At 41.0% G+C, this 21,150-nt stretch carries 24 protein-coding genes and 1 tRNA gene; 13 read left to right on the top strand and 12 right to left on the bottom strand.

Annotated elements, in window-relative coordinates:
• The first annotated feature begins 214 nt into the window (after window positions 1–214).
• Complete coding sequence (locus tag ACT3QQ_RS00625; RefSeq protein WP_444526492.1) at window positions 215–1,663, top strand: alanine/glycine:cation symporter family protein; 1,449 nt, start codon at window positions 215–217, stop codon at window positions 1,661–1,663.
• 97 nt (window positions 1,664–1,760) lie between these two features.
• Here ACT3QQ_RS00625 and ACT3QQ_RS00620 read toward each other — a convergent pair whose 3' ends face one another.
• The 5 genes from ACT3QQ_RS00620 to ACT3QQ_RS00600 form a co-directional block, all read right to left on the bottom strand.
• Window positions 1,761–2,618, bottom strand: coding sequence for a bile acid:sodium symporter family protein (locus ACT3QQ_RS00620; protein WP_444526491.1), 858 nt, complete (start codon window positions 2,616–2,618; stop codon window positions 1,761–1,763).
• 371 nt (window positions 2,619–2,989) lie between these two features.
• Entirely contained in the window at window positions 2,990–3,322 is a 333-nt protein-coding gene (locus ACT3QQ_RS00615) for a TIGR01244 family sulfur transferase (RefSeq protein WP_444526490.1), read from the bottom strand.
• Between the two features lie 62 nt (window positions 3,323–3,384).
• Window positions 3,385–3,711, bottom strand: a complete 327-nt coding sequence (locus tag ACT3QQ_RS00610; RefSeq protein WP_444526489.1) for a beta-lactamase hydrolase domain-containing protein — start codon at window positions 3,709–3,711, stop codon at window positions 3,385–3,387.
• A gap of 237 nt (window positions 3,712–3,948) precedes the next feature.
• The gene (locus tag ACT3QQ_RS00605) at window positions 3,949–5,652 is read right to left on the bottom strand and encodes a SulP family inorganic anion transporter (RefSeq protein ID WP_444526488.1); all 1,704 of its coding nucleotides are present in this window, start codon (window positions 5,650–5,652) and stop codon (window positions 3,949–3,951) included.
• A 50-nt stretch (window positions 5,653–5,702) separates the two neighbouring features.
• Window positions 5,703–6,038, bottom strand: a complete 336-nt coding sequence (locus tag ACT3QQ_RS00600; RefSeq protein ID WP_444526487.1) for an ArsR/SmtB family transcription factor — start codon at window positions 6,036–6,038, stop codon at window positions 5,703–5,705.
• Window positions 6,039–6,354: 316 nt separating this feature from the next.
• On the opposite strand from ACT3QQ_RS00600, the gene ACT3QQ_RS00595 reads away from it, so the two are divergent.
• From ACT3QQ_RS00595 to trxC, 4 genes are all read left to right on the top strand, one after another.
• A complete protein-coding gene (locus tag ACT3QQ_RS00595) occupies window positions 6,355–7,221 on the top strand; it encodes an MBL fold metallo-hydrolase (RefSeq protein WP_444526486.1) in 867 nt (288 codons plus the stop codon).
• A gap of 115 nt (window positions 7,222–7,336) precedes the next feature.
• Window positions 7,337–7,525 carry a YgaP family membrane protein gene (locus ACT3QQ_RS00590; RefSeq protein WP_444526485.1) on the top strand — a complete coding sequence of 63 codons (189 nt, stop codon included), beginning with the start codon at window positions 7,337–7,339 and terminating at the stop codon, window positions 7,523–7,525.
• A gap of 75 nt (window positions 7,526–7,600) precedes the next feature.
• Complete coding sequence (locus tag ACT3QQ_RS00585; RefSeq protein WP_444526484.1) at window positions 7,601–8,221, top strand: class I SAM-dependent methyltransferase; 621 nt, start codon at window positions 7,601–7,603, stop codon at window positions 8,219–8,221.
• Between the two features lie 166 nt (window positions 8,222–8,387).
• On the top strand, window positions 8,388–8,825 hold the full coding sequence (trxC, locus tag ACT3QQ_RS00580; RefSeq protein ID WP_444526483.1) for a thioredoxin TrxC: 438 nt from the start codon (window positions 8,388–8,390) through the stop codon (window positions 8,823–8,825).
• Window positions 8,826–8,971: 146 nt separating this feature from the next.
• On the opposite strand, the gene ACT3QQ_RS00575 is transcribed toward trxC, so the two are convergent.
• From ACT3QQ_RS00575 to ACT3QQ_RS00560, 4 genes are all read right to left on the bottom strand, one after another.
• Window positions 8,972–9,367, bottom strand: a complete 396-nt coding sequence (locus ACT3QQ_RS00575; protein WP_057761508.1) for a hypothetical protein — start codon at window positions 9,365–9,367, stop codon at window positions 8,972–8,974.
• 166 nt (window positions 9,368–9,533) lie between these two features.
• Window positions 9,534–9,893 carry a SirB2 family protein gene (locus ACT3QQ_RS00570; protein WP_444526482.1) on the bottom strand — a complete coding sequence of 120 codons (360 nt, stop codon included), beginning with the start codon at window positions 9,891–9,893 and terminating at the stop codon, window positions 9,534–9,536.
• A gap of 77 nt (window positions 9,894–9,970) precedes the next feature.
• Window positions 9,971–10,291, bottom strand: a complete 321-nt coding sequence (locus tag ACT3QQ_RS00565) for a BolA family protein (RefSeq protein ID WP_444526481.1) — start codon at window positions 10,289–10,291, stop codon at window positions 9,971–9,973.
• 260 nt (window positions 10,292–10,551) lie between these two features.
• Window positions 10,552–11,364 carry a M48 family metallopeptidase gene (locus ACT3QQ_RS00560; RefSeq protein WP_444526480.1) on the bottom strand — a complete coding sequence of 271 codons (813 nt, stop codon included), beginning with the start codon at window positions 11,362–11,364 and terminating at the stop codon, window positions 10,552–10,554.
• Between the two features lie 528 nt (window positions 11,365–11,892).
• Here ACT3QQ_RS00560 and ACT3QQ_RS00555 point away from each other — a divergent pair.
• The 6 genes from ACT3QQ_RS00555 to ACT3QQ_RS00530 all read left to right on the top strand — a co-directional run bounded on the left by ACT3QQ_RS00555 (window position 11,893) and on the right by ACT3QQ_RS00530 (window position 16,591).
• Window positions 11,893–11,967, top strand: a tRNA-Gly gene (locus ACT3QQ_RS00555).
• A gap of 222 nt (window positions 11,968–12,189) precedes the next feature.
• Window positions 12,190–13,605, top strand: coding sequence for a Na+/H+ antiporter NhaC family protein (locus tag ACT3QQ_RS00550; protein ID WP_444526479.1), 1,416 nt, complete (start codon window positions 12,190–12,192; stop codon window positions 13,603–13,605).
• Between the two features lie 764 nt (window positions 13,606–14,369).
• Complete coding sequence (locus ACT3QQ_RS00545; protein WP_444520233.1) at window positions 14,370–14,729, top strand: roadblock/LC7 domain-containing protein; 360 nt, start codon at window positions 14,370–14,372, stop codon at window positions 14,727–14,729.
• Window positions 14,730–14,911: 182 nt separating this feature from the next.
• On the top strand, window positions 14,912–15,640 hold the full coding sequence (locus ACT3QQ_RS00540) for a BLUF domain-containing protein (protein WP_444526478.1): 729 nt from the start codon (window positions 14,912–14,914) through the stop codon (window positions 15,638–15,640).
• A gap of 4 nt (window positions 15,641–15,644) precedes the next feature.
• Window positions 15,645–16,178, top strand: a complete 534-nt coding sequence (locus tag ACT3QQ_RS00535; RefSeq protein ID WP_444526477.1) for a GTP-binding protein — start codon at window positions 15,645–15,647, stop codon at window positions 16,176–16,178.
• A gap of 8 nt (window positions 16,179–16,186) precedes the next feature.
• A complete protein-coding gene (locus tag ACT3QQ_RS00530) occupies window positions 16,187–16,591 on the top strand; it encodes a roadblock/LC7 domain-containing protein (protein ID WP_444526476.1) in 405 nt (134 codons plus the stop codon).
• 106 nt (window positions 16,592–16,697) lie between these two features.
• On the opposite strand, the gene ACT3QQ_RS00525 is transcribed toward ACT3QQ_RS00530, so the two are convergent.
• The gene (locus ACT3QQ_RS00525; RefSeq protein WP_444526475.1) at window positions 16,698–17,603 is read right to left on the bottom strand and encodes a LysR family transcriptional regulator; all 906 of its coding nucleotides are present in this window, start codon (window positions 17,601–17,603) and stop codon (window positions 16,698–16,700) included.
• Window positions 17,604–18,100: 497 nt separating this feature from the next.
• Here ACT3QQ_RS00525 and ACT3QQ_RS00520 point away from each other — a divergent pair, with 497 nt between their 5' ends.
• Together ACT3QQ_RS00520 and ACT3QQ_RS00515 are read left to right on the top strand one after the other, a co-directional pair.
• Window positions 18,101–18,814 carry a pirin family protein gene (locus tag ACT3QQ_RS00520; RefSeq protein WP_444526474.1) on the top strand — a complete coding sequence of 238 codons (714 nt, stop codon included), beginning with the start codon at window positions 18,101–18,103 and terminating at the stop codon, window positions 18,812–18,814.
• Between the two features lie 117 nt (window positions 18,815–18,931).
• Window positions 18,932–19,543 carry a nitroreductase family protein gene (locus tag ACT3QQ_RS00515; protein WP_444526473.1) on the top strand — a complete coding sequence of 204 codons (612 nt, stop codon included), beginning with the start codon at window positions 18,932–18,934 and terminating at the stop codon, window positions 19,541–19,543.
• A gap of 214 nt (window positions 19,544–19,757) precedes the next feature.
• Here ACT3QQ_RS00515 and ACT3QQ_RS00510 read toward each other — a convergent pair whose 3' ends face one another.
• Both ACT3QQ_RS00510 and pnuC read right to left on the bottom strand, forming a co-directional pair.
• Window positions 19,758–20,192: an Mpo1 family 2-hydroxy fatty acid dioxygenase gene (locus ACT3QQ_RS00510; protein ID WP_444526472.1), complete on the bottom strand. Its 435-nt coding sequence runs from the start codon at window positions 20,190–20,192 to the stop codon at window positions 19,758–19,760.
• Window positions 20,193–20,402: 210 nt separating this feature from the next.
• Complete coding sequence (pnuC, locus tag ACT3QQ_RS00505) at window positions 20,403–21,134, bottom strand: nicotinamide riboside transporter PnuC (protein ID WP_444526471.1); 732 nt, start codon at window positions 21,132–21,134, stop codon at window positions 20,403–20,405.
• Window positions 21,135–21,150 lie beyond the last annotated feature (16 nt).

Raw genomic sequence — 21,150 nt, 5'->3', positions numbered from 1 at the left:
GGTTTTTTTTATGCCACCGTATAAGTACTTCTCTATAGAATAAGTTCTAATACTTAGAAAGTAGATATTTACCTGAACCAATAAAGTGATTTTCTTAGGAAATACCAGTATCTACTTTACATAGTCGTAATTTGAATTACAAATTCATGTTGTTGGTGCAATAATGAGTTCAATAAAATCTATCATAGCATCATGAACTATAAGGAAAATCGGCGTGGAATATATTGAAGCTTTTTTCGCTCAAGTTGGAGATCTGACTTGGGGCTGGGCACTCATCCCTATGCTGATTATTTTCGGTCTGTTATTTACCATTGTGGGCAAGTTTGCGCAGTTTAGATACTTCAAACGTATGTTTCGTGTATTTAAGACAGATGAGGTAGGAGACGACGGAATTTCTGCGCGTCAGGCTTTGCTCGTTTCTATCGGTGGACGTGTTGGTGGAGGTAACATTGCTGGTGTTGCTGTTGCAATCTCTCTAGGGGGGCCAGGAGCCGTATTCTGGATGTGGGTTGTGGCCTTAATTGGGATGATGACGAGCATTGTTGAGTGTAGCTTAGCGCAGCTTTACAAGCGTAGAGATGCCGAAGGTAATTTTCGCGGTGGCCCTGCGACTTATATCTTACATGGCTTAGGTAAGGACTATCGCTGGCTTGCTGTTATTTATGCTATTTCTCTACTATTGTCTTTTTCCATCGGGTTTGTGGCGTTCCAAGGCAATACGGTAGCAGGCTCTGCTCTCGAGAGTTTTGGGATTGATCGCTGGATATCGGGTCTGGTACTGGTGATTGCAGGTGGGTTTATTGTCTTTGGTGGTATTCAGCGTATTGCCAAAGTAGCCGACGTTTTCATTCCTGTTATGGCGTTAATCTATATCGGTATGGCACTTATGATTATTGCATTTAACTTCACAGAATTGCCTGCACTGATGGTAATGATTGTCAAAAATGCTTTTGGTATTGAATCTGTCGTGGGCGGTGGTATTGGTGTGGCGATTGAGCAAGGTATGAAACGTGGTTTATTTTCTAATGAAGCAGGTCTGGGTTCTGCACCGAATGTTGCCGCCACCGCTTACGCCACTCATCCTGTTAGTCAGGGTATCTCGCAGTCATTATCTGTGTTTATCGATACGATGATCGTATGTAGTGCCACAGCATTTATGATTTTACTTAGTGGCGTGTACCAACCAGGTGCCGAAGTCGATGGTATTGTACTGGCCCAGCAAGCGCTAACGACCCAGCTTGGGGATTGGGCGCAGTATATCTTGACCATATCGATATTGCTATTTGCCTTGAGCTCTATCATGTATAACTATTATATGGGTGAAAATGCAATCAACTTTTTGGTCAAAAAGAATATTAAAATGGCGACCTTGATATTACGTATTGTGGTGATTGCGGTATTATTTTTAGGCGCAGTAGCTCCTGCAGCTACTACGGTATTCTTCTTCGCTGATCCGTTGATGGGCGTGTTAGCATTAGCAAACTTATTGGCCTTGATGATGTTATTTCCGCGGGCCAAACGTCTCTTGGACGATTTTGCAAGCCAATTAAAATCAGGGGTTAAGGAGCCGTTATTTGATGCGCAAGAGTATGAAAGGCTGGATCTTGATCTGAGTGCATGGGGTAAAAAAGCGGTAAAAGAAGCGTTAGATCAAAAACAGTAGAACACATATACTTCATTTGTATCAAAGAAATCGTACTTCAAAAAAGCGCCCGTCCAGTTATTGGATGGGCGCTTTTTATTTCCGGTATTTACTATAATCAGTTTTTGTTTTTGATCAAAAAGATAACGGGCAGCGCAACAATATACATCAGCACACCATATACAGCAGCAGGTAGCGCAATAACGGGTAGTGTGCTCACGCCCATAATGATAGGAGCTAAGGTAATAGCCGTCGTACTATTTTGGATACTGGTTTCTATTGAGATGGTTTTGGTGTCAAACCAGCTGAGTTTTAGAACTCTCGAAGTCAAGATGCTAATAGCGAACAGAATAGCAATGATAAAGATAAGCTCTAGACCAATTTGAGTGAACTGTGATTGTAATAATTGCCAGTTAGAGGCAATAGCAGCAAAGACAATCAAGACGAAAAATACACTAGCCAATCCGTTCAAAAGACTGCTACGACGTACCATAAAGTTAGTAAATTTATGGCGAGCAAGCATACCAAGAGACACGGGCAATGTGGTCAATAAGAACATGACTAGGCCAATCTTTATGGCACTAATAGAGTTTGCCTGATCTTTCATAAAATGATCGAAAGCCAATGTAATTAAGATAGGCAGTGTAACTACTGATAATATACTAACCACACCTGTCAATGCGATAGAAAGCGCGACATTTCCTCTGGCGTAATAGGTCAACATATTGCTCGTGACGCCGCCTGGGCAAAAACTGATCAGCATAATTCCAAAAGCAATCGCTGGTGGCGGAGCCGCCACTAGCACGATTGCTAGCGCAACCAATGGTACTAGTACAACTTGATTGAGTAAGCCGACAAAGAACGCTTTGGGGTATTTAGCAATGATTTTAAAATCACTAGGTTTTAGACCTGCGCCTAGGGTAAACATGATGTAGGCAAGTGCTAATGGCAGTAATGCTAGCGCGGTATTATTCATCAAACATTCCTTGTAAAACTAAAATGCCACAATAAGATGGCGTTTTGAAAGTAAATAGCAGTGGAGTACTTTTGAAGTAGCTGCTCACATTCCATGTGTTTAGGTATTTAATCGTCTAGTTAACTAAGTGTTTCAACCATTGAATTAGGTTAAGCATATCAAATGATAATAGCGGTATTACGCTCGCTTAGTAACCCATTTGTCGTGACTATTGAGATTTTTGAGAGACTATCGTGAAATGATTAGGCAGTGATTGAGCTATTTACATCTAATGAAACTTTGAGCTTGATAATAAGCGCAGTAAAAAGCCCACAAGATTTTGTGGGCTAAATATTTTAAATACTTCAAATGTTTAGTCGGTTTGTGCTGAACTAGTCATCTAGCAAATCCATCTGCTTGGCTGCTTCATAGATACCGTTTGAGCGGTTACCTGTACGGCAAAAAATTAACATTGGTTGTTCAGCTTGATTAAAGAAATCTGCAAATGTTTCGACGTGAGTTTGGTTTAGCTCGTTACCTGCAAAAGAAATCTCTTTATAAGCAAGTCCGGCTTCTTTAGCGGCTGCTTCGATTTCAGCACTGGTTGGCTGATTTGGTTCTTCATCATCAGGACGGTTATTGATAATGGTTTTGAAACCGTTTTCGGCAATCATAGGCACTTGGTCAGGCGTGATTTGTCCGGTAAAGCTAACTTCATGGCTCATAAGAGCTCCTTTTTTATTGGTGTTGTTGGTTTTATAGAACGTGTTAGTTCGAGCTATAGTTGTTACAACAGGCCTTGCATCAATGCACTTTGGTATAGCAGTTTGGCGCGTGCACCAGTACCGCAAAACATTAATATGGGCTTGGGCATTGAGTGATAGAAATCGGCAAACTGTTCGACTGTCAGCATACTTAGACGTTCATCATCAAATGGCAGATATTGGTACGCTAGGTTTGCATTTTCGGTGGCAGTCGCCAAGTCACAGCTATTAGGCTGTGTTTCTATTTCAGCATCTGGGCGAACATTAAGCACTGAGCGATAGCCAAGCTCGGCAATCTTAACGCATTGGCTTGGGTATATTTGCTTGTAAATCGTTAAATTATCGGTCATAAAATAGAGTCGTTTATATCTGTTAATATATATTTATTATTGAAGGTTTGGCAAAGGATATCAAAGGACTATAAATCAGTATTTCTGAGGTCGATTCCTAGGCCAATTGATTCCCTATTCAATAGGTCTAGCATAACACAGGCGCTATCATAGCGATATTGCGTTGTAGATGACAATAGTAATTGAATGCGAGAAAAAACTAGTATTATGGCGATTCTGGGGCGGTCAAACTATAGATTACTTTAACGCATCGACAGCATCTAAAGTACTTAGATAGACTTGCCCTGATAGCTCGCTAATTAATGAAGTGTGACCAATGATGTCCATCACAGGACCTTTGATAAAGCTAAAATGTAAGCGCTTGTTCTGTAGCGCTAACTCGTGGTTTAAAGTGCAAAGCATTTCTTGAGCGGTCAGATCTATGTGATTGACGGCGGCCATAATCAATATAATTTCATTGGCGTTAGGGTATTGCTGCATGGCATTGAGGATGCGTCGATGTACAGATTCACTATTACCAAAAAACAAACTCTCATCGATACGTAACATCAATAAGTTGTCAAAAGTCACTACATCATGGCGATTGATATTTCGAAAATGCCCTGTGCCACCCAACTGCCCAACGATTGCCACGTGCGGCTTACTCGATTGCCAGATAAGACTGGCGAATGACACCATCAGACCAATGACCAGACCAGTATTTAGCCCAAATATAAGCACACCGACAAACGCTGCCAAAAAGCTAGCGCCATCTAAGCGATCACGCTGCAATGCAGACTTTAAGGTCGCAATATCTATCAATCCAATAATAGAAGCCATGATGGTTGCGCCCAGCAGTGCATAGGGTAGTGGAGCAAGCGCACTGCTAAAAGCTATTAGTGCGGCAATCATCACCAGTACGGTGACAAAACTGGCAAGTGGTGTCTTAGCACCTGAGTCGGCATTGATAGCAGTACGCGAAAAACCTCCTGCGACTGCGAAACTCTGGAACAGTCCACCAGACAGATTGGCCAGTCCAAGTCCAGTCAATTCACGATTGGCGTCAAAGCTCTCACCGCGTAAGCGAGCATAGGTACTGGCAACGGAACTGCTCGATACAAATACGATCAGTGCCATCAATCCCGCTGTTGGCAAAAGCTTCAGCGCTTCTTGTAGGTCTGAGATATGCGGCAACGTAAAACTCGGCAGTCCTTGTGGAATACGTCCAATAGTCGCGACGCCATGTGCACTCCAATGCAATGCCATACTAAGTACGATAGCGATGCCCAGTAAGATAAGCGGAAACAAGCGCTCTGCCCATTTGGCATACGACGATGATAGCCACGACTGCCATATCCATTCACTTGCATAGCGATTGGCAGCCAGCAGTGCAAATGCGGTAATACCAATCACTAAGGTTAATGGATGCAGCTGGTTAGCATAGCGCTGTATGGTAGACAAATACCCAATCAAACTATTGCCAGCGATCGGAATGTCTGTCAGATATTTGAGCTGACTTACAAATATAAGGACCGCTGCACCGCTTACAAACCCTGCGGACACACCGCGACTGATAAACTGCATGATCCAGCCGAGTCTTAACCTTCCTGCAATCCACAGTAAGGCACCTACCATCAGTGCCAATAGACTTGCCATCAGTGCATATTGCTCTGATCCTTGTTCAGCATAGGGCAGTAGACCACTGGCTGTCATAATGGCGGTGATGGCAACTGGGCCTACGGCTTGTACGTTGCTAGAGCCGAGCCAAGCGTAGACGAGTACAGGTACAATTGCTGCATATAAACCATAGACAGGTGGAAGTCCCGCCAGCACTGCGTAGCCTAGGCTCTGCGGTATTACTAACATGCCCACTACTATGCCAGCGACGAGATCAGCCGGTAACGCTGTGAGCTGGTATTGACGCAGCCAAGATGGAATCAGACGAGCGACGATAGAGGACATATCAATCAATCACCGTAGTAAATAGCAGAAGTAGTTAAATGAAGGCGGTACTATTCTGCTTTGGCACAAAAACGTTGATACAGCAGATCAAGTACCGCTAATGCATCCTCGCTTGCGATACTATAGTAAATTTGCTTGCCTTCACGACGTGTGGCGACCAGCTCGTCTTTACGCAATATACCCAATTGCTGCGATAAGCTTGGCTGCCCAACCCCGACCAACTCTTCAAGCTCACCAACGCAATATTCACCTTGGGTCAATTGACAGAGAAGCAGTAGGCGATCAGGGTGCGATAGCGACTTTAATAATTGGCTGGCTTGTAGCGATGCCTGCTGCATTTGCTTAGCAAGATCGACAGGTACTAAATCTGCAGTATCAAATGACACGTCGTCAGTGGCACTGCGAGCAGGTGTACCTTCGGCTGAAATAGAAGTAGTCAGAACGAATTCCTTACATTAGATGGCAGTAAATGTCATGAGGCCTTAAACAATATATAGTTGATTATCAATGATATCACGCTGTATAGCAAGTTATCATTAATTACATTATATAAATTGATAAATTGTAAACTGGTTGTTATATTATAGACATCAGATAAGTCGTAGGAACAAATTATATACGACTGACTACCATACTTAAGGGTCAATTAAAGATAAAAAAACCCTGTGATCGAAATATATATAAATAATTAAAGAGGCCACCATGCAACTTCATTCTTTTTTAGATAGCGATACAGAAACCTATACTCACGTACTTGCTGATACCGAGCAGAAGCTTTGTGCCATTGTCGATCCTGTATTGAACTTTAATGCTAAGTCAGGCAGGACCAATACAAGTAGTGTGGATGAAGTGATCGAGTTTGTGCGTGAGCAGGATTGGACGCTCAAGTACATCATCGAGACGCATGCCCATGCAGATCATTTATCGGCAGCCATTCATGTGAAAGAAAGCCTTGGTGGACAGTTAGTCATTGGTCAGCATATCACCGAAGTACAAAAAATATTTAAGCAAATTTTTAACTTTGATACCAGTTTTCACACTGATGCCAGTCAGTTTGATATTTTGACAGACGAGGGCGAGACCTTAGAGCTTGGCAACATTACGATCACCGCGATGTATGTACCCGGTCATACACGTGCCGATATGGCCTATCTGGCTGCTGACGATGAAAAAACCGTCGTATTCGTTGGAGATACGTTGTTTGCACCTGACGTGGGAACTGCTCGCTGTGACTTCCCTGGTGGTGATGCCAAAACGCTTTATCAGTCTATCCAAAAGCTGTTAGCACTCCCTGAAGATACCGTCATGTATCTGTGTCATGATTATCCGAGCAAAGGTCGTCAGCATTGCCCAACGACAACAGTAGCTGCGCAAAAGCTAGAAAACATCCATGTCAAAGACAGTATAAACGAAGCAGAGTTTGTGCAGATGCGTGAGCGCCGTGATGCGACTTTAGATATGCCTCGCCTTATCATTCCTGCTGTACAAATTAATATCGATGCAGGAAATCTTCCAGAGCCAGAAGACAACGGTACGCGCTATCTAAAAGTACCTATTAACGCTTTGTAGTCAAGCCGCTATAGAAACGGCAAAATTATGATTAATCAGCTATGAGTCGATAGTCATCAACTTGATAGAGTTTGATCTCAAATATTATTGCTTTTATTACTTCAAGGAATTTATTATGAAAGTTAATGTAGGTCGTACCGATAGAACATTACGTGTTGTGGCTGGTCTCATAATCATTGCTTTAGGTTTTTATTATCAAAGCTTATGGGGTGTCGTTGGCTTGATTCCTTTGTTTACTGGCTTATTTCGCTCATGCGCGCTTTATTCGATACTCGGTATCAATACGTGTAAGCGTCAGTCGTAAGCGTATTTATCTACTGTATTTCTATACAATCAATAGTAGACTAAAAACAACGTTGAATATAGTGATGAGAGGTATATGAACCTTTATCAGCAGTATGTGCTGCCCAAAGTGATCGATATCGCTTGCGGTAACGGCAGCGTGATGAAAGCGCGGTCCACAATCGTTCCGCAAGCATTGGGCAACGTGTTAGAGATTGGCATTGGTAGCGGTCTGAATTTACAATTTTATGATGCCAAAAAAGTCTCGTCTATTATCGGTGTCGATCCAGCGGCGCAGATGCAGTCGCTCGCACGTGAGCGTGCAGCTGACACTGGCATTCCAGTTGAAATGGTAGCCGTCGATGTACAAGGTATTCACGCCGATACTGACCAATTTGATACGATTGTGATGACTTTTACTTTGTGTAGTATTGACGATCCAGTCGCTGCGCTTCAAGAAATGGCACGTGTGCTAAAACCTAGCGGTCGTTTACTATTTTGTGAGCATGGACTGGCACCAGATTCTTCAGTCGAGCGTTGGCAGCATCGATTGACTCCTTTTTGGAAGCCGATAGCGGGAGGATGTCATTTGGATCGCGATATTCCAGCACTTATCAGAAAAGGTGGTTTTATCATTGATGAGCTGAGCGAAGCATATTTGACTGGTCCACGACCGATGAGCTATGTATATAGCGGTGTAGCACAGCAACTGGCATAAAAGATAAGCCTAATTAACTGTGCTAGAATCATTTATATAATTAAGTAACGTGATCAATCAATGCGACAATGACTATAATTACGGCAATCAACGTAAATTCTCTTCAGAAAAAAACGTTCATCAAGAGTGTTTAAGATCACAAAATAATTAGAATAGGAACTAAATAATGAGCGAGCAAAGTTTTCATTTAGTATGCCCACATTGCCAAGCAACGAACCGCGTACCTACTGTACGATTGAGTGCTGCGCCAAAATGCGGTAAATGTGGTCAGCCGTTATTGACTGCCAGTCCGCATGAACTAAATGCACAAACAGCTAATAAGGTTATCCAAAAAAATGATGTATTGACTATCGTGGATTTTTGGGCGAGCTGGTGTCAGCCTTGTATTATGATGGCGCCAGAGTTTAAAACTGCTGCTAGCCAGTTGCCGCAAGTCGTCTTCGCTAAAGTCCAAACGGATAAATACGAGCAGGCGGCCGCTCCCTATAATATTCGAAGCTTACCAACGATGGTTGCTTTTAGAAATGGTAAAGAAGTCGCGCGACAATCAGGTGCGTTACCAAGTCATCAAATTATCCAGTGGGTCCAAAGCTTGCAGGTGTAGGGCTTAGTAAAGTAGTATTCGTCAGATTAGGACGATGCTTGTCAAAGCTATAATGACAAAAAAGCCAATACGCAGATCTCGTATTGGCTTTTTTATTGTGTTATGCACTGTCTTAGTTGTTTAAGTCTTTTTGTGCTTGCTTCAACTTATTCACCATAGATCTTGATGCCATTGGCAAAGCTACAACGCTGAATGCGTGCCGATTGGACAATGGCATCACGCTCACCGTAGAGGCGCGATAATTTTGCATCACGCGCTTTGGTATTGTTGCTTTTGCCTAGACCAAAGCTGATATTAGGCGAGATGCCCCAGCGTCCTGCAGAAACGCCAACACCAACGCCTGATGCCGATAGCGTAGATTGCTCATTGCGTGCTGCTTCCACATAGCGGTTGACGCGAGTGTACTCTTGGCTAAGTGCTTGGCAATTATAATTTTGATAAGTACTTGGTGGTACATATTGCGGGGTGATGTTACCAGTAGAGGCACAGCCTGAGAGCGCAAAAATGCCAGCTAGTAGTGTCGCTGTCGTGAACGTTTTCATAATGGCTCCAATAGGCTAAGTAATTGTATTTATATCTATTTAAGATAGCAAAAATAGCGCGATTAAGATATTTAAAATCCATCGATGATTAAAAATTTTCGTATCATGTCAACAAAATATCGACAGCTTTCTAAGACAGTTACCTATTAAAATAAAAGAACGCTTATTAAAATAAGTTTGCTGGCTTGGCAAAGGCAAGTATCACAATACCGATATAAGCAACGGCAGCGATAAGAATACCTGTTTTTCTTTGCCCAGGTGTCGCATCAACCTTAAACGCTTTGATACTTGAGCTAATAGCAGCGATAAGTAAAATGATTTTGGCAAATATCCACTGTACAGGAGCATTGGCACCCATCAACTGCATTAGCATCGTCGCACCTGACAAGATAAGCAGGGCATAAATGATATGAGTGGCTATTTTGATCACACGTGGTGCGCGTCTATCTGCGCTGAGTACTAAATAGCTTTGATATAAAAATAGCACAACAGTCAGTGCTGCCATCAGCATATGTAGATGTTTCATTGAATATTGCTCCCTCTAAAACTGCAGTATATAGGCTAATTTAAAATAATTAGTTGCGATCATCCAGACATGGTCTACTATTTGTTTTGACCAGCACATAATGGACTCTCAGGGCTTTGACCTTGCCATTCTGTCGGAGTATAGGCGTGGATAGCTAGGGCATGTACTTGACCGCCTTGTGAGGTGAGCAAAGGTGTGACTAAGCCATAGATGAGCTGGTGACGCCCGACCAATCGCTTGCCCTCAAAAGCATCGCTAACGATAGTAAGTTTAAAGTGGCTTTCTTTACCTTCAAAGTAACCTGCATGAGACATCGACTCATTGATCAGTTCGATATGCTGCGGCTTTAGCGCCTGTAATTCGGCATGAAGTGCGTCGGCAGTAGGTGTGGTACTCATAACAATCCTTCAATGTATTTTGTGCAATTATATTGGGCAATTTGCAAATAATATTTATTGGCATTATAGCAGACACAGTAAGCGGTATAGAGTGCGATTACTCAGTCGACTAACTGCAAGCTCAGCTAATTATAAGGTTTATCAATTATAGGACCCACAATGTTTGGCTATAATCAAAAAAGCAAAGCACAACGCTTTGGTTGTACTTTGCTTATATGATATCTAAATACATACTGCTAAAGCATAAGAGTAGCTACTTATTAGCGGCGCGACTGTTGATATAGAGGCGTAACTTTTGGCATCAATGACTGTAACTCTGCGATACGGCTGCTGCTTGATGGATGAGTGCTGAGGAATTGTGGTGGCTCACCTTGGCTTGCCTTTTGCATTTTTTGCCACAGAGTAATAGCGGCTTGAGGGTTGTATCCTGCACGTGCCATCAGCTCAAGACCGATCTGGTCGGCTTCGCTTTCTTGAGTGCGACTGTGGGGTAAGCTCAAGCCTAAATTACCAGCAGTACCTGCTAACTCAGCCTGTCCTTGCGATAAGCCAAATATACTAGCGGCAACACCAATGCCTGTCTGAGTAGCATATTCACGTGAGAGGCGTTCGCGTGAATGCTCACGTAAAGCATGAGAGATTTCATGCCCCATAATGGCAGCAATTTCATCATCAGTGAGGTTCAGACGATCAATGATGCCTGAATAAAACATTATTTTACCACCAGGCATAACAAATGCATTTAGCTCATCAGACTTAATAGTATGTACTTCCCACTGCCATTGGGCAGCATCTGCACGATAAACCCCGACTTGACCAACCAAACGATTGGCGATGTTCTTTAAGCGGTTTAGTTGAGCCGTATTAGTATCTAATAAGCCCTTTGATTTGGCATCTTGCAATGTTTGAGCATAGCTTTGGGCAGATAGCTGTAATACTTGCTCGCTAGAGACTAATAAGAGCTGCTGACGATCGACACCAAGTGCACCTGTACTGGTCGTGCTACTACAGCCAGTCAAGGTCAATGCTGACAATGAGGCAGCCATTACTGTTGTGGTTAATAACTTTTTCATAAAAATATCCTCTCTATAAAATGGAAAAACGCAAAATCAAACAAGTTTAAAAATGGTACAGCAGATGGTGGGGGCATGTTTATTAATTTTTTAGTAGTGTTCGTCCATCTACTTAAATAGTAAAAGTCTACCTTAACTGTCATTGGACATAAGTATAATAATGTTAAGCACTTAAAGCCAAGATAGAAAAAGTAACAATAAAGCGCATGATTGTAAGTGCAGTATATTGTGTTGAGGCAAAATAGTGATTTTTTCTTAAATGAGTGTTTTATGTCCATAATAAAGCTAAGAGAAGTGAAAGCTTAGACTTAAAGCTCTGCAATTAATGTGAAATATTTTTAATTTAGTTAAAATTAATTCCTGTTTTTAAATCAATTGCTTATGTTGAGTCGCCTTATAAAAAAGGTGTTTAGCTAAAAATATTAGGAACAAATTTTAAAAAAGGTGTTGACACCCACAGAATATTTGCTAAAATAGCCAGCCTATCGAGACGGAGTAGTTGTTAACAACGCTACGAATTGATAATAAGCGGGAATAGCTCAGTGGTAGAGCATAACCTTGCCAAGGTTGGGGTCGAGAGTTCGAATCTCTTTTCCCGCTCCAAATATGGCTTGAAAAAGCGCAAAAAGCCTCACTTCACAGTGAGGCTTTTTTTTATGTGTAAAATCTGTCCTAAGTTAGCTGATAGTGGAAATATAGAAAGTAAAGACTGAAGTTAACTATAGGCAAGACAGAGATTATCTATACTATAATCAGTATGGAAGAACAAATCTGCACATCTAAATACCTGAACTAATTAAACCTATAGCAACATAAGGGCATCCAATGCCACCAACCCCCCTCACCATCATCAGCGCCAAGCTTGCCTTTATCATATCTACCATCGTCATCGGTATCATGGGCATCACCATGATCGGCTTTGGTTGGGTGCCGCACCTGTCTCTTATTCTTGCTATCTGTGTGCTACTGGCGATTGGTATGGTTAAAGGACTTAGCTTTGATGACATGCAATCGCAAATGGCCTCGGGTGTCATGCGCGGTATTGGTGCTATCTATTTGTTCTTCTTTATTGGTCTTATGGTGGCAGCTCTCATGATGTCAGGTGCGATTCCCACGCTTATGTATGTGGGCTTTCAGCTGATCTCACCTGAGTACTACTATATCTCCGCCTTTATCTTAACCTCTATCATCGGTATTGCTTTAGGCAGTAGTTTGACCACTGCAGCAACGCTTGGTGTGGCCTTTATTGGTATGAGTAATGCCTTTGATGCCAATGTAGCAATCGCAGCAGGGGCAGTAGTATCAGGCGCATTCTTCGGTGATAAAATGTCTCCCTTGTCTGATACTTGTACGATTGCTTCCTCTGTAGTCGGTATCGATCTGTTTGAGCACATACGCAATATGATGTATACAACAGTTCCTGCATGGATACTGACGGTGATATTGTTTTGGATGTTCTCAGGACAGACGTCAGGCTCTGATCTCGGTCAAGTGACTATATTACAAGGTCAGCTGATAGACAGTGGGTTGGTACATGGGTATTCGGTACTGCCTTTTGTGATATTGGTAGGATTGGCACTGTTTCGGGTTAATGCGATCTATACGATTATCTGTACGATTGCCGCGGCACTTGTCATTACTTATATACATAGCTCACCAAGCTTTGGACAATTGGGCGGCTATCTGTTTGCAGGCTATTCTCCTGCTGAGTCATTAGAGTTAGGCGAAGTAGGTGGTATGCTGTCACGCGGCGGTGTACAGAGTATGTTCTTCACGCAAGCGATTGTAATACTGGCATTAAGTTTAGGTGGTCTATTAACGGCACTAGGTATTCTGCCAGCATTGCTGTCTGGTATTAAGGATGCACTCACGACATCAGGACGGGCTATCTTTGCGGCAGCGATGTCGGCACTAAGCATCAATGTATTAATCGGTGAGCAGTATTTGAGTATTCTATTATCAGGGACGGCCTTTCGTTCAACGTTTGAGCGCTTGCACTTACATCCTAAGAATTTGTCACGGACGATTGAGGATGCAGGAACGGTGATTAATCCGCTAGTGCCTTGGAGTGTGTGCGGGGTGTTTATCAGTCAGGCGCTAGGGGTGCCAGTACTAGATTATCTGCCTTATGCATTCTTCTGTTATTTGTCACTGCTACTGACGCTATTGTTCGGGTTTACGGGACTGACGATTAGTAAGAGTGATGGAGAAGTGGATAGTATGAAGACTGCTGAGTTGTGATAAACAGCAAGCGATAAAAAAAGGTGGAGCTAATATTAGCTCCACCTTTTTTTCATGAACATATTTATTGATGTATTTGCTTTTAATATGACGCGTATTTGCTAAGGTTCTTAGATATATTGCTGTAATCGCACAGTATGCTTGCGTAAATTTTGAAGAAACATCTTCCAATGAGCAGTTGAGTGGTGTTGTTATCGTTCTAATCAGTACTCTGATTGATGGTATAACTTATAGTCTCTATGTTTTTATAAATTGAATTTTTAATCAACTATATTTTTGCATGTTATATCAAAATATTTATCGAAGAGGATGTAGCACTTTCTATGCATAAAACCTAAATTTTATTTTTTTATACTTCTAAGTTAAATATTCTTATATCTTTATAAAATTCAAAGTCAAAAATATAAATTTTGTGCTCTAAAGTATAATCATTATCGATTCGCATTGTTTTTCATACTCAGTGGTCGTTATTTACCCCTGAGTGGTTAGGTGTAAATGTGTTTCTAGTTGTTATGTGGGATATAATAGGTGTTACTATGGGAATCTGGCTTTATATTAAAGTACGCTATGATTTCTGTACCGAAAAACACTTTTAATTATTTGTATTAAATTATCATGAACTTATTAGTTGTTAATAAGTGAATTTAAATTATGCTAATAGTTAGATAGTAGATAAACTTAATAAGTTTTAGTGCTATTGAATTGTATGAGTGTTCTTAAAAAACCACCTCATCTAAACACAAACAAATGAATAGGAATAAAGTATGTCAAATATCAATGAGTCTTTAAAAGAACTAATGGATCTTGATGGTGCTATGGGCGCTTGTATCGTTGACTATATGTCAGGCATGGTACTGGGTATGACTGGTGGCGGTGTTGATTTGGAGTTGGCTGCAGCAGGTAACTCTCAGGTAGTAAAGGCAAAAGTAGCAACAATGAAGTCACTAGATATTAAAGGTGAAATTGAAGATATGCTGATCACACTAGAGTCTCAGCTACATATCATTCGCCCTACAGCTAGCCATGAAGATTTATTTATTTATCTAGTACTTGATAAATCAAAAGCGAACCTTGCATTGGCGCGTCGCAAAGTACAATCAATAGAAAAGAAATTAGAAGTATAAGTTAGCTAAAATTAATTAAGCCAATAGCTGGTTTATTTAATATCTTTTATTACTCAATATATTAGAAATATGAGTAGTATAATTAAATTCGTTATATATGTACGGTATATAACGAATTAATATTTTATGACGGTATATAAAATTTTAATGAAGTTTCGGATGTTCTATCAAGTGGTGGCAAAATGAAATGTGTTGCATATGTCAGCAGGGTGCCTATTCAAGACCGCAGTATTCGTATGCCTACTGGATTATCAGATATTATTACAGTTTCTAGTAAGCATAATCCAGAATCACAAATCACTGGCATCATATCCTACCGTGAAGGGCAGTATCTTCAAGTGCTTGAAGGTCCTTCTGCTGAAGTAGACAAGTTAATGGCCAAGATAGCAGCTGATCCTAGACATGAAGATATTTGGGTTTTTCTTGATCAAAATGTGACAGAGCGTAGTTTTAAGAATTGGGGTGTCAGCGTATTTGACTTTGTAGATCAAAGCACTTTTTTTGATACTTTTATCGAAAATAACAGCGCTCTTTTAAATAGCTTCAATGAACAGCACACAAAACGTATTCAACCCTTCTTTGACATAAAAAAATCTGACACCGTTCTTCAAAAGGATTATAAGGGCAGAAGTCTTAAGTTGTTGGCTTGGCCTGATTTAAATCATGAGAGTAACCCTCAACTGATTATAGCTTTATGTGTCAAACTGACTAACAAGCCGTATCCATTTGATGCGTTAATAAGCAGTGGAGAGTTTGGCCCATTTGATCAAGTCACAAAAATGATATCAGGCTTTGAGCTATCAGGTATACTGGATGTGACAGATGTACAGCCATTAGATGAGAAAAAGGTTAGTGAAAAAAAGCCTAACAAATTTTATGGTGCGATCAAAAAATTCTTAGGAATGAGGTAAAAAATTGAATTATCAGAAGCTAGCTATCATTGGTGAAGTGGGCGCCGGAAAAACTCAAATGGTCAAGACTTTAAGTGAAATAAGTCCTTTTGAGACAGAAGCAGAGTCTAGTATTGATATTGGTAAAGAGTACACCACAGTCGGTATTGATTATGGAAGAATAACCTTATCTGACGATATGGCATTAGGTATCTATGGGGTTCCAGGTCAAGAACGTTTTTCGTTTTTATGGGAGTTCGTAAATAACTCTTTGTGGGGCTTGCTCATCTTGGTCAAGCATGGTGAAACACCTGATTATGCCAACTTAGATAAACTACTACATTTTTTTGCCCCAGCAAAAAAACAGACTACTTGTATCATTGGTATTACTCATTGTGAAGACGCTGATAAGCAAAGTGTGGCAGTGCTCGGACAAGAAATAAGAGTCATGCTGATGCAGCACGATATAGTGGCACCAGTGATTAATACTGACCCTAGAAATAAAGAGTCCGCTGTGTCTCTATTATCATTATTTAATACCCTGAATAATCAAGGTTAATGCAAGATATGACCATACGAAACGAAGAATCACCAGCAAAAATTGAACTCTTGAAGCACATGAAAGCATCGTGTGAGGCAAACAGAGAAGTCATATTGGTTAGCCTTTGTACCACAGATGGCTTCCCTATCGGTTGCTTTTCGATCAACGAGTTAAGTAACCAATCTGATAAGTTTGCTGCGATGAGTAGTACGTTATCAGCGTTGAGCGATTCATCCGCGAGCCAAATGAAACAAGGTAAGTGTAATATCACTATCGTTGAGGCCACTTCTGGAAATATATTGTTTGTCAAAACAGACTATATTGGAAAACCATGCGTGTTAACCGTGGTGGCACAAGATAAGATGGCATTAGCAGAAGCAAGGTATAAGACTAAGAAACTGAGAAGCAAAATCTCAGCTATCACTGAGTAATATGCTAATAAGACTAAGTACTTTATTTTTATAGCAGTAGACGTTCTTTCAAACTAAGTACGGCTGCATACTCTTCATAAGAATAAATTTGCTTAATCAGATTCCATTAAAACGAATCCCAATATGGATTATCACCGAACCGCTCTGCAATAAAATCGATTAAGTAGCGACAACGCTGCGATAAAAAACGATTTTTTGGATAAATCGCATACGCCTTCAAAGTAGGTAATTGATACTGCTGCAAAACAGGTACGAGCTCGCCCAGCTGCAATTTCTTATAAGCAATAAAGGTTGGTAAAAAAGTAATACCATGACCTTTGACCGCTAAATCAACTAAGAACTCACCATTAGTGGCTTTGATTTTGGCATCTATCTTACGATGATGCCTTTTTCCTTGTGCATCCATCAACTCTATATTATTAGTTTGAGTGAGACTATATTGTAAAAAATCATGTCCTTCTAGATCTGCTAGCGTTACAGGTGTACCCATTCTTGCTAGGTAATCGGGACTGGCGCAAATGACACAACGAATCAACGCAAGCTGCTTAGCTTGATAGCTAGAGTCACGCAACGCTCCAATTCGAATGGCTAATTCATAGCCATCTTCGATCAAATCAATACGCCGATCAGAAAAATCTAACTCAAATTTTAAGTTAGGGTGCTGATGGGCATACTCATCAATTATATCGTTCAAATGCATAATCCCAAAGGATAATGGTGCTGTCATCTTTAGCGTGCCTTCGATACGCATGGGGGCATCAGTAGTATATTCATTGATAGCGTCAACGGCGCTCAAGATATTAGTGACTTGTTGATAATACTGTTCACCAGCTTGTGTCAATTTGGAGTGCCGAGTGGTACGGCTAATGAGTTGGTTGCCCAAACGTTCCTCTAGATCTTTGAGACGGCGACTAACAGCTGATTTTGCGATGTTTAACTGCTCAGCTGCTTTGGTAATACTGCCTGCTTCAACAACGCGTACAAACATTGCCATATCTTCTAATTGACCCATTATCGATACCTCATGATTGTTCTTAAACCAAGAACTTATATTTGTGAGTATTGCTGCTTGTCGTTTGTTAGTCAACGCCTATACTAGCGCTTTCATTTAATCGAATATTTCTTAAACACAGTTTTGAAATGTCATTACGAACAAGTTATAGCAATTGAGCACATTAACCGGTCGTTTACTTTCATCAGTCGTTTTTATTTTCGCAGATATTAGCAAGATGACAGATTATGTCGCTACTCAAGGCTATATGGAATCAGTAGGTTTGCCTAGCATGCTGTAAACAAGTTAGGTTTCGCAGGCTTATAGAGAGCTGTCATGAAAAATTGGTCTTATAGGATATTAAAAGTACTCTGATTGTTCTGAAAAAGAGAACAGTTATTTGCATTTATCTTGGTTTATCTATGCAGGGTCAGTAATTATAATAGTTCCATTGTTTAAATATATTAATCAATAATAAATATATAGCTGGTTAATTTATCAATAGCTAAGGATAAATAATGAAAACAATTTATCATGCAGCAGATTCGCGTGGCGATGCCAATCATGGTTGGCTTAGAAGCAGGCATACCTTTAGTTTTGCCAATTACTATAATCCCGAGCGTATGGGCTTTGGTGTCTTACGCGTCATCAATGATGATTTTGTCATTGGCGGTCAAGGGTTTGGTAAACATTCGCACCGAAACATGGAAATTATCAGTATCCCTCTATCTGGTAAGCTCGCTCATGGCGATAGTATTGGTAATGAAGGAATTATAGAGACTGGTGAAATCCAAGTGATGTCAGCGGGTACAGGCATTACCCATAGTGAGATGAATGGAAGTAATGCAGATGCTGTGAGGTTTTTGCAAATTTGGGTGATACCAAACAAAACAGGTGTCGCACCGCGTTATCAACAGGTGCACATGAGCGATACCATGCAACCTAACGAGTTTAGCCAAGTGCTATCACCTAATGCTGATGATGCAGGGGTTTGGATACATCAAAATGCTTGGTTTAGCATGGGTGATTTTGACGAAGGCATATCAGAGGCTTATCAGTTAAATAATCCTAACAACGGTGTATATGTATTTGTCATCAGCGGTGAAGTCGTGATAAATGATAAAGTCCTATCTACTCGTGACGGCCTAGGCATTTGGGATATTCAGAGCTTTACGATGGATGTATATTCACCTACCCGTGTGCTAGTGATGGAAGTACCATTATTTGTGTAGCCATTGACGAGCAATGCAATTTATCAATTAGAATGTTCATACCAACAATCACTCGTATTAAATATTAAAAAATTATTCTTATCAATAACTATTTTACTAACAACGTGGAGAAGAATTATGTCAGATTTGAAAACACTACAACAATTGGCAGAGAAACGTCGTTCTATCTATGCATTAAGCGACCAACTGCCAGTATCTAATGATGAAGTTGTGAAGCTGGTTGAGCATGCTCTCTTGCACACGCCTTCTTCATTCAACTCACAATCAACGCGACTCGTTGTGCTGTTTGGTGATGATCACAAAAAACTGTGGGACATGACTGAAGATGCATTGCGCGTAATCGTCGGTGACGAAGAAGCGTTCCAGTCTACCAAAGATAAAATCGCTGGTTTTAGAGCGGGTGCTGGTACTGTGTTGTTCTTTGAAGATCAAGCAGTCGTCAGAGGTATGCAAGAAGCAGCGCCACTATATGCTGACAACTTCCCAATTTGGGCAAGTCAAACCAGTGCTATGCATCAGTATGTTATCTGGACGGCACTCGCCAGTATCAATGTTGGCGCAAACTTACAGCACTACAACCCAGTAATCGATCAAAAAGTAGCTAGCGCTTGGGATATCGATAAAGACTGGACGCTAAATGCACAATTGGTATTTGGAGCGATTGAGCAGCCAGCAGGCGAAAAGGCATTTAAGCCAGTTGAAGAGCGTATGAAAGTGTTTGGTACATAAGATAGGCTAGTCTATTCTATATAGCTTCAAAAGCTCAATAGTTTCAAAAGCTCAATAGTTCCAAAAGCTTATGCAAAGCAAAAAACGCCATTCAGTAATTTCTGGATGGCGTTTTTATTGGTGTTATGCTTTTGTTTATGGTAAAGATTGTAGGGGTTATCGAATAGCCTACAGCTGCGCTAAATTTTTACAAAAAACACGTAGAGGTTGATGGTTATTTACGCACCATCAAACTGTTAGCCACCCATGCTGGACCGATTAACAAAAACTGTAAATCTTTAAAGAAAGAAGGTTTTTGGCCCTCGATTTTATGACCAATGAATTGGCCAATCCATGCAACGATAAATACCACCGCCCAGGCTTTAAAGCCCCACGGCATCGCTGCCATTACTGACAAACAAATAAGAATAAACATTCCCATTGCTAAAAACAGTGGCGTAGATAAACGCATATAAAACAATAACACTAATGCGCTTAGTACTAAGGTGAACCACACGGATAGCGACATGCCCATACCTAACAGGCTGACAAAGATGGTTGGCACACATAGCCAATGAATTTTTTTATTGACCAAGTTTTGGTGACTGACAGAGTACTCACTAAGCCATTGCTCTAGCGTACGTTTGGACATTTTGGGTTGACGAGACATACTAACCTCCCTGTTAGTAAATAAGATAAATAACGGACACTCGCTACTGAACTCAATACGAAGATGTTTGTTAACATCAGTTGTAGCACTAATTGCGACTGTCTACCACGTTATCTGATAGACGGCACAGTCAAGTTCACTCGTACTATTGATGCCATATCAGCAAGATTTCATTCAAACTCCCAAGGGGCTTTTCCTACAAAAGACGCGTTACCCTCGCTCACTGCGGTGCCATTCATACAGGCCGATAAAGGCGTTTACTTGATACACCATAGTTTGAATAGCGAATATGTAGTTACCAGACATTAGGTTCACGATGAGCCAAACAAAGTTAACGATAATCCATAACCACCAGTTAAATGAATAGCGCAAAATCATAGCTGCTTGAGCGGTGATGGACAGTACAAACGCAATGACGTTGATCCAAAAGAAGGAAATAAACCCTAAAAACTTACTATTATCATCTTCTACAACCGTATAGCCATAGCTTGCTAATAAATCATTTATTGTAGGAAAAAGAGCTAGACCAATGATAATAAATGTGGCGGTAATTAACCAAACTGCTTTGCTCGCTGATTTGGGTATCATGTCGCCATCAGGATCGGTATGCTTTGACCAATAAAAAATACCGTAAACATGGGTAAAAAAGTTAAATAGTGGCGCAAGCATCAGACCAACTGCACCAGACGTTGCCTGAACGATGACTTCGCCAGCGGTTGCTCCCATACCAAAACCATTGCCCATGACGTTTTTGCGGAATGACAGCGAGACCACGCAAACCAAACCAATGAATGAGACCGCTAAATAAAACCAATCAAGCGTGGTATGGTCTGTCGTGAGCCAAAAACCTGCGGACAAGGCAAGAACACCACAAATAAACCAAATGATAATCCATTGCATCGCCCATTTTCCGGTGATGTTGTCCAATAGCTGAATACGCATCGTTTTTTCCCCAAAG

It is taken from the genome of Psychrobacter sp. AOP7-A1-24 (assembly GCF_052376235.1).
In the GTDB taxonomy this organism is placed as follows: Bacteria; Pseudomonadota; Gammaproteobacteria; order Pseudomonadales; family Moraxellaceae; genus Psychrobacter.
Note: the sequence above shows the minus strand (reverse complement) of the source record. Positions and strands in the feature narration are given on the sequence as shown.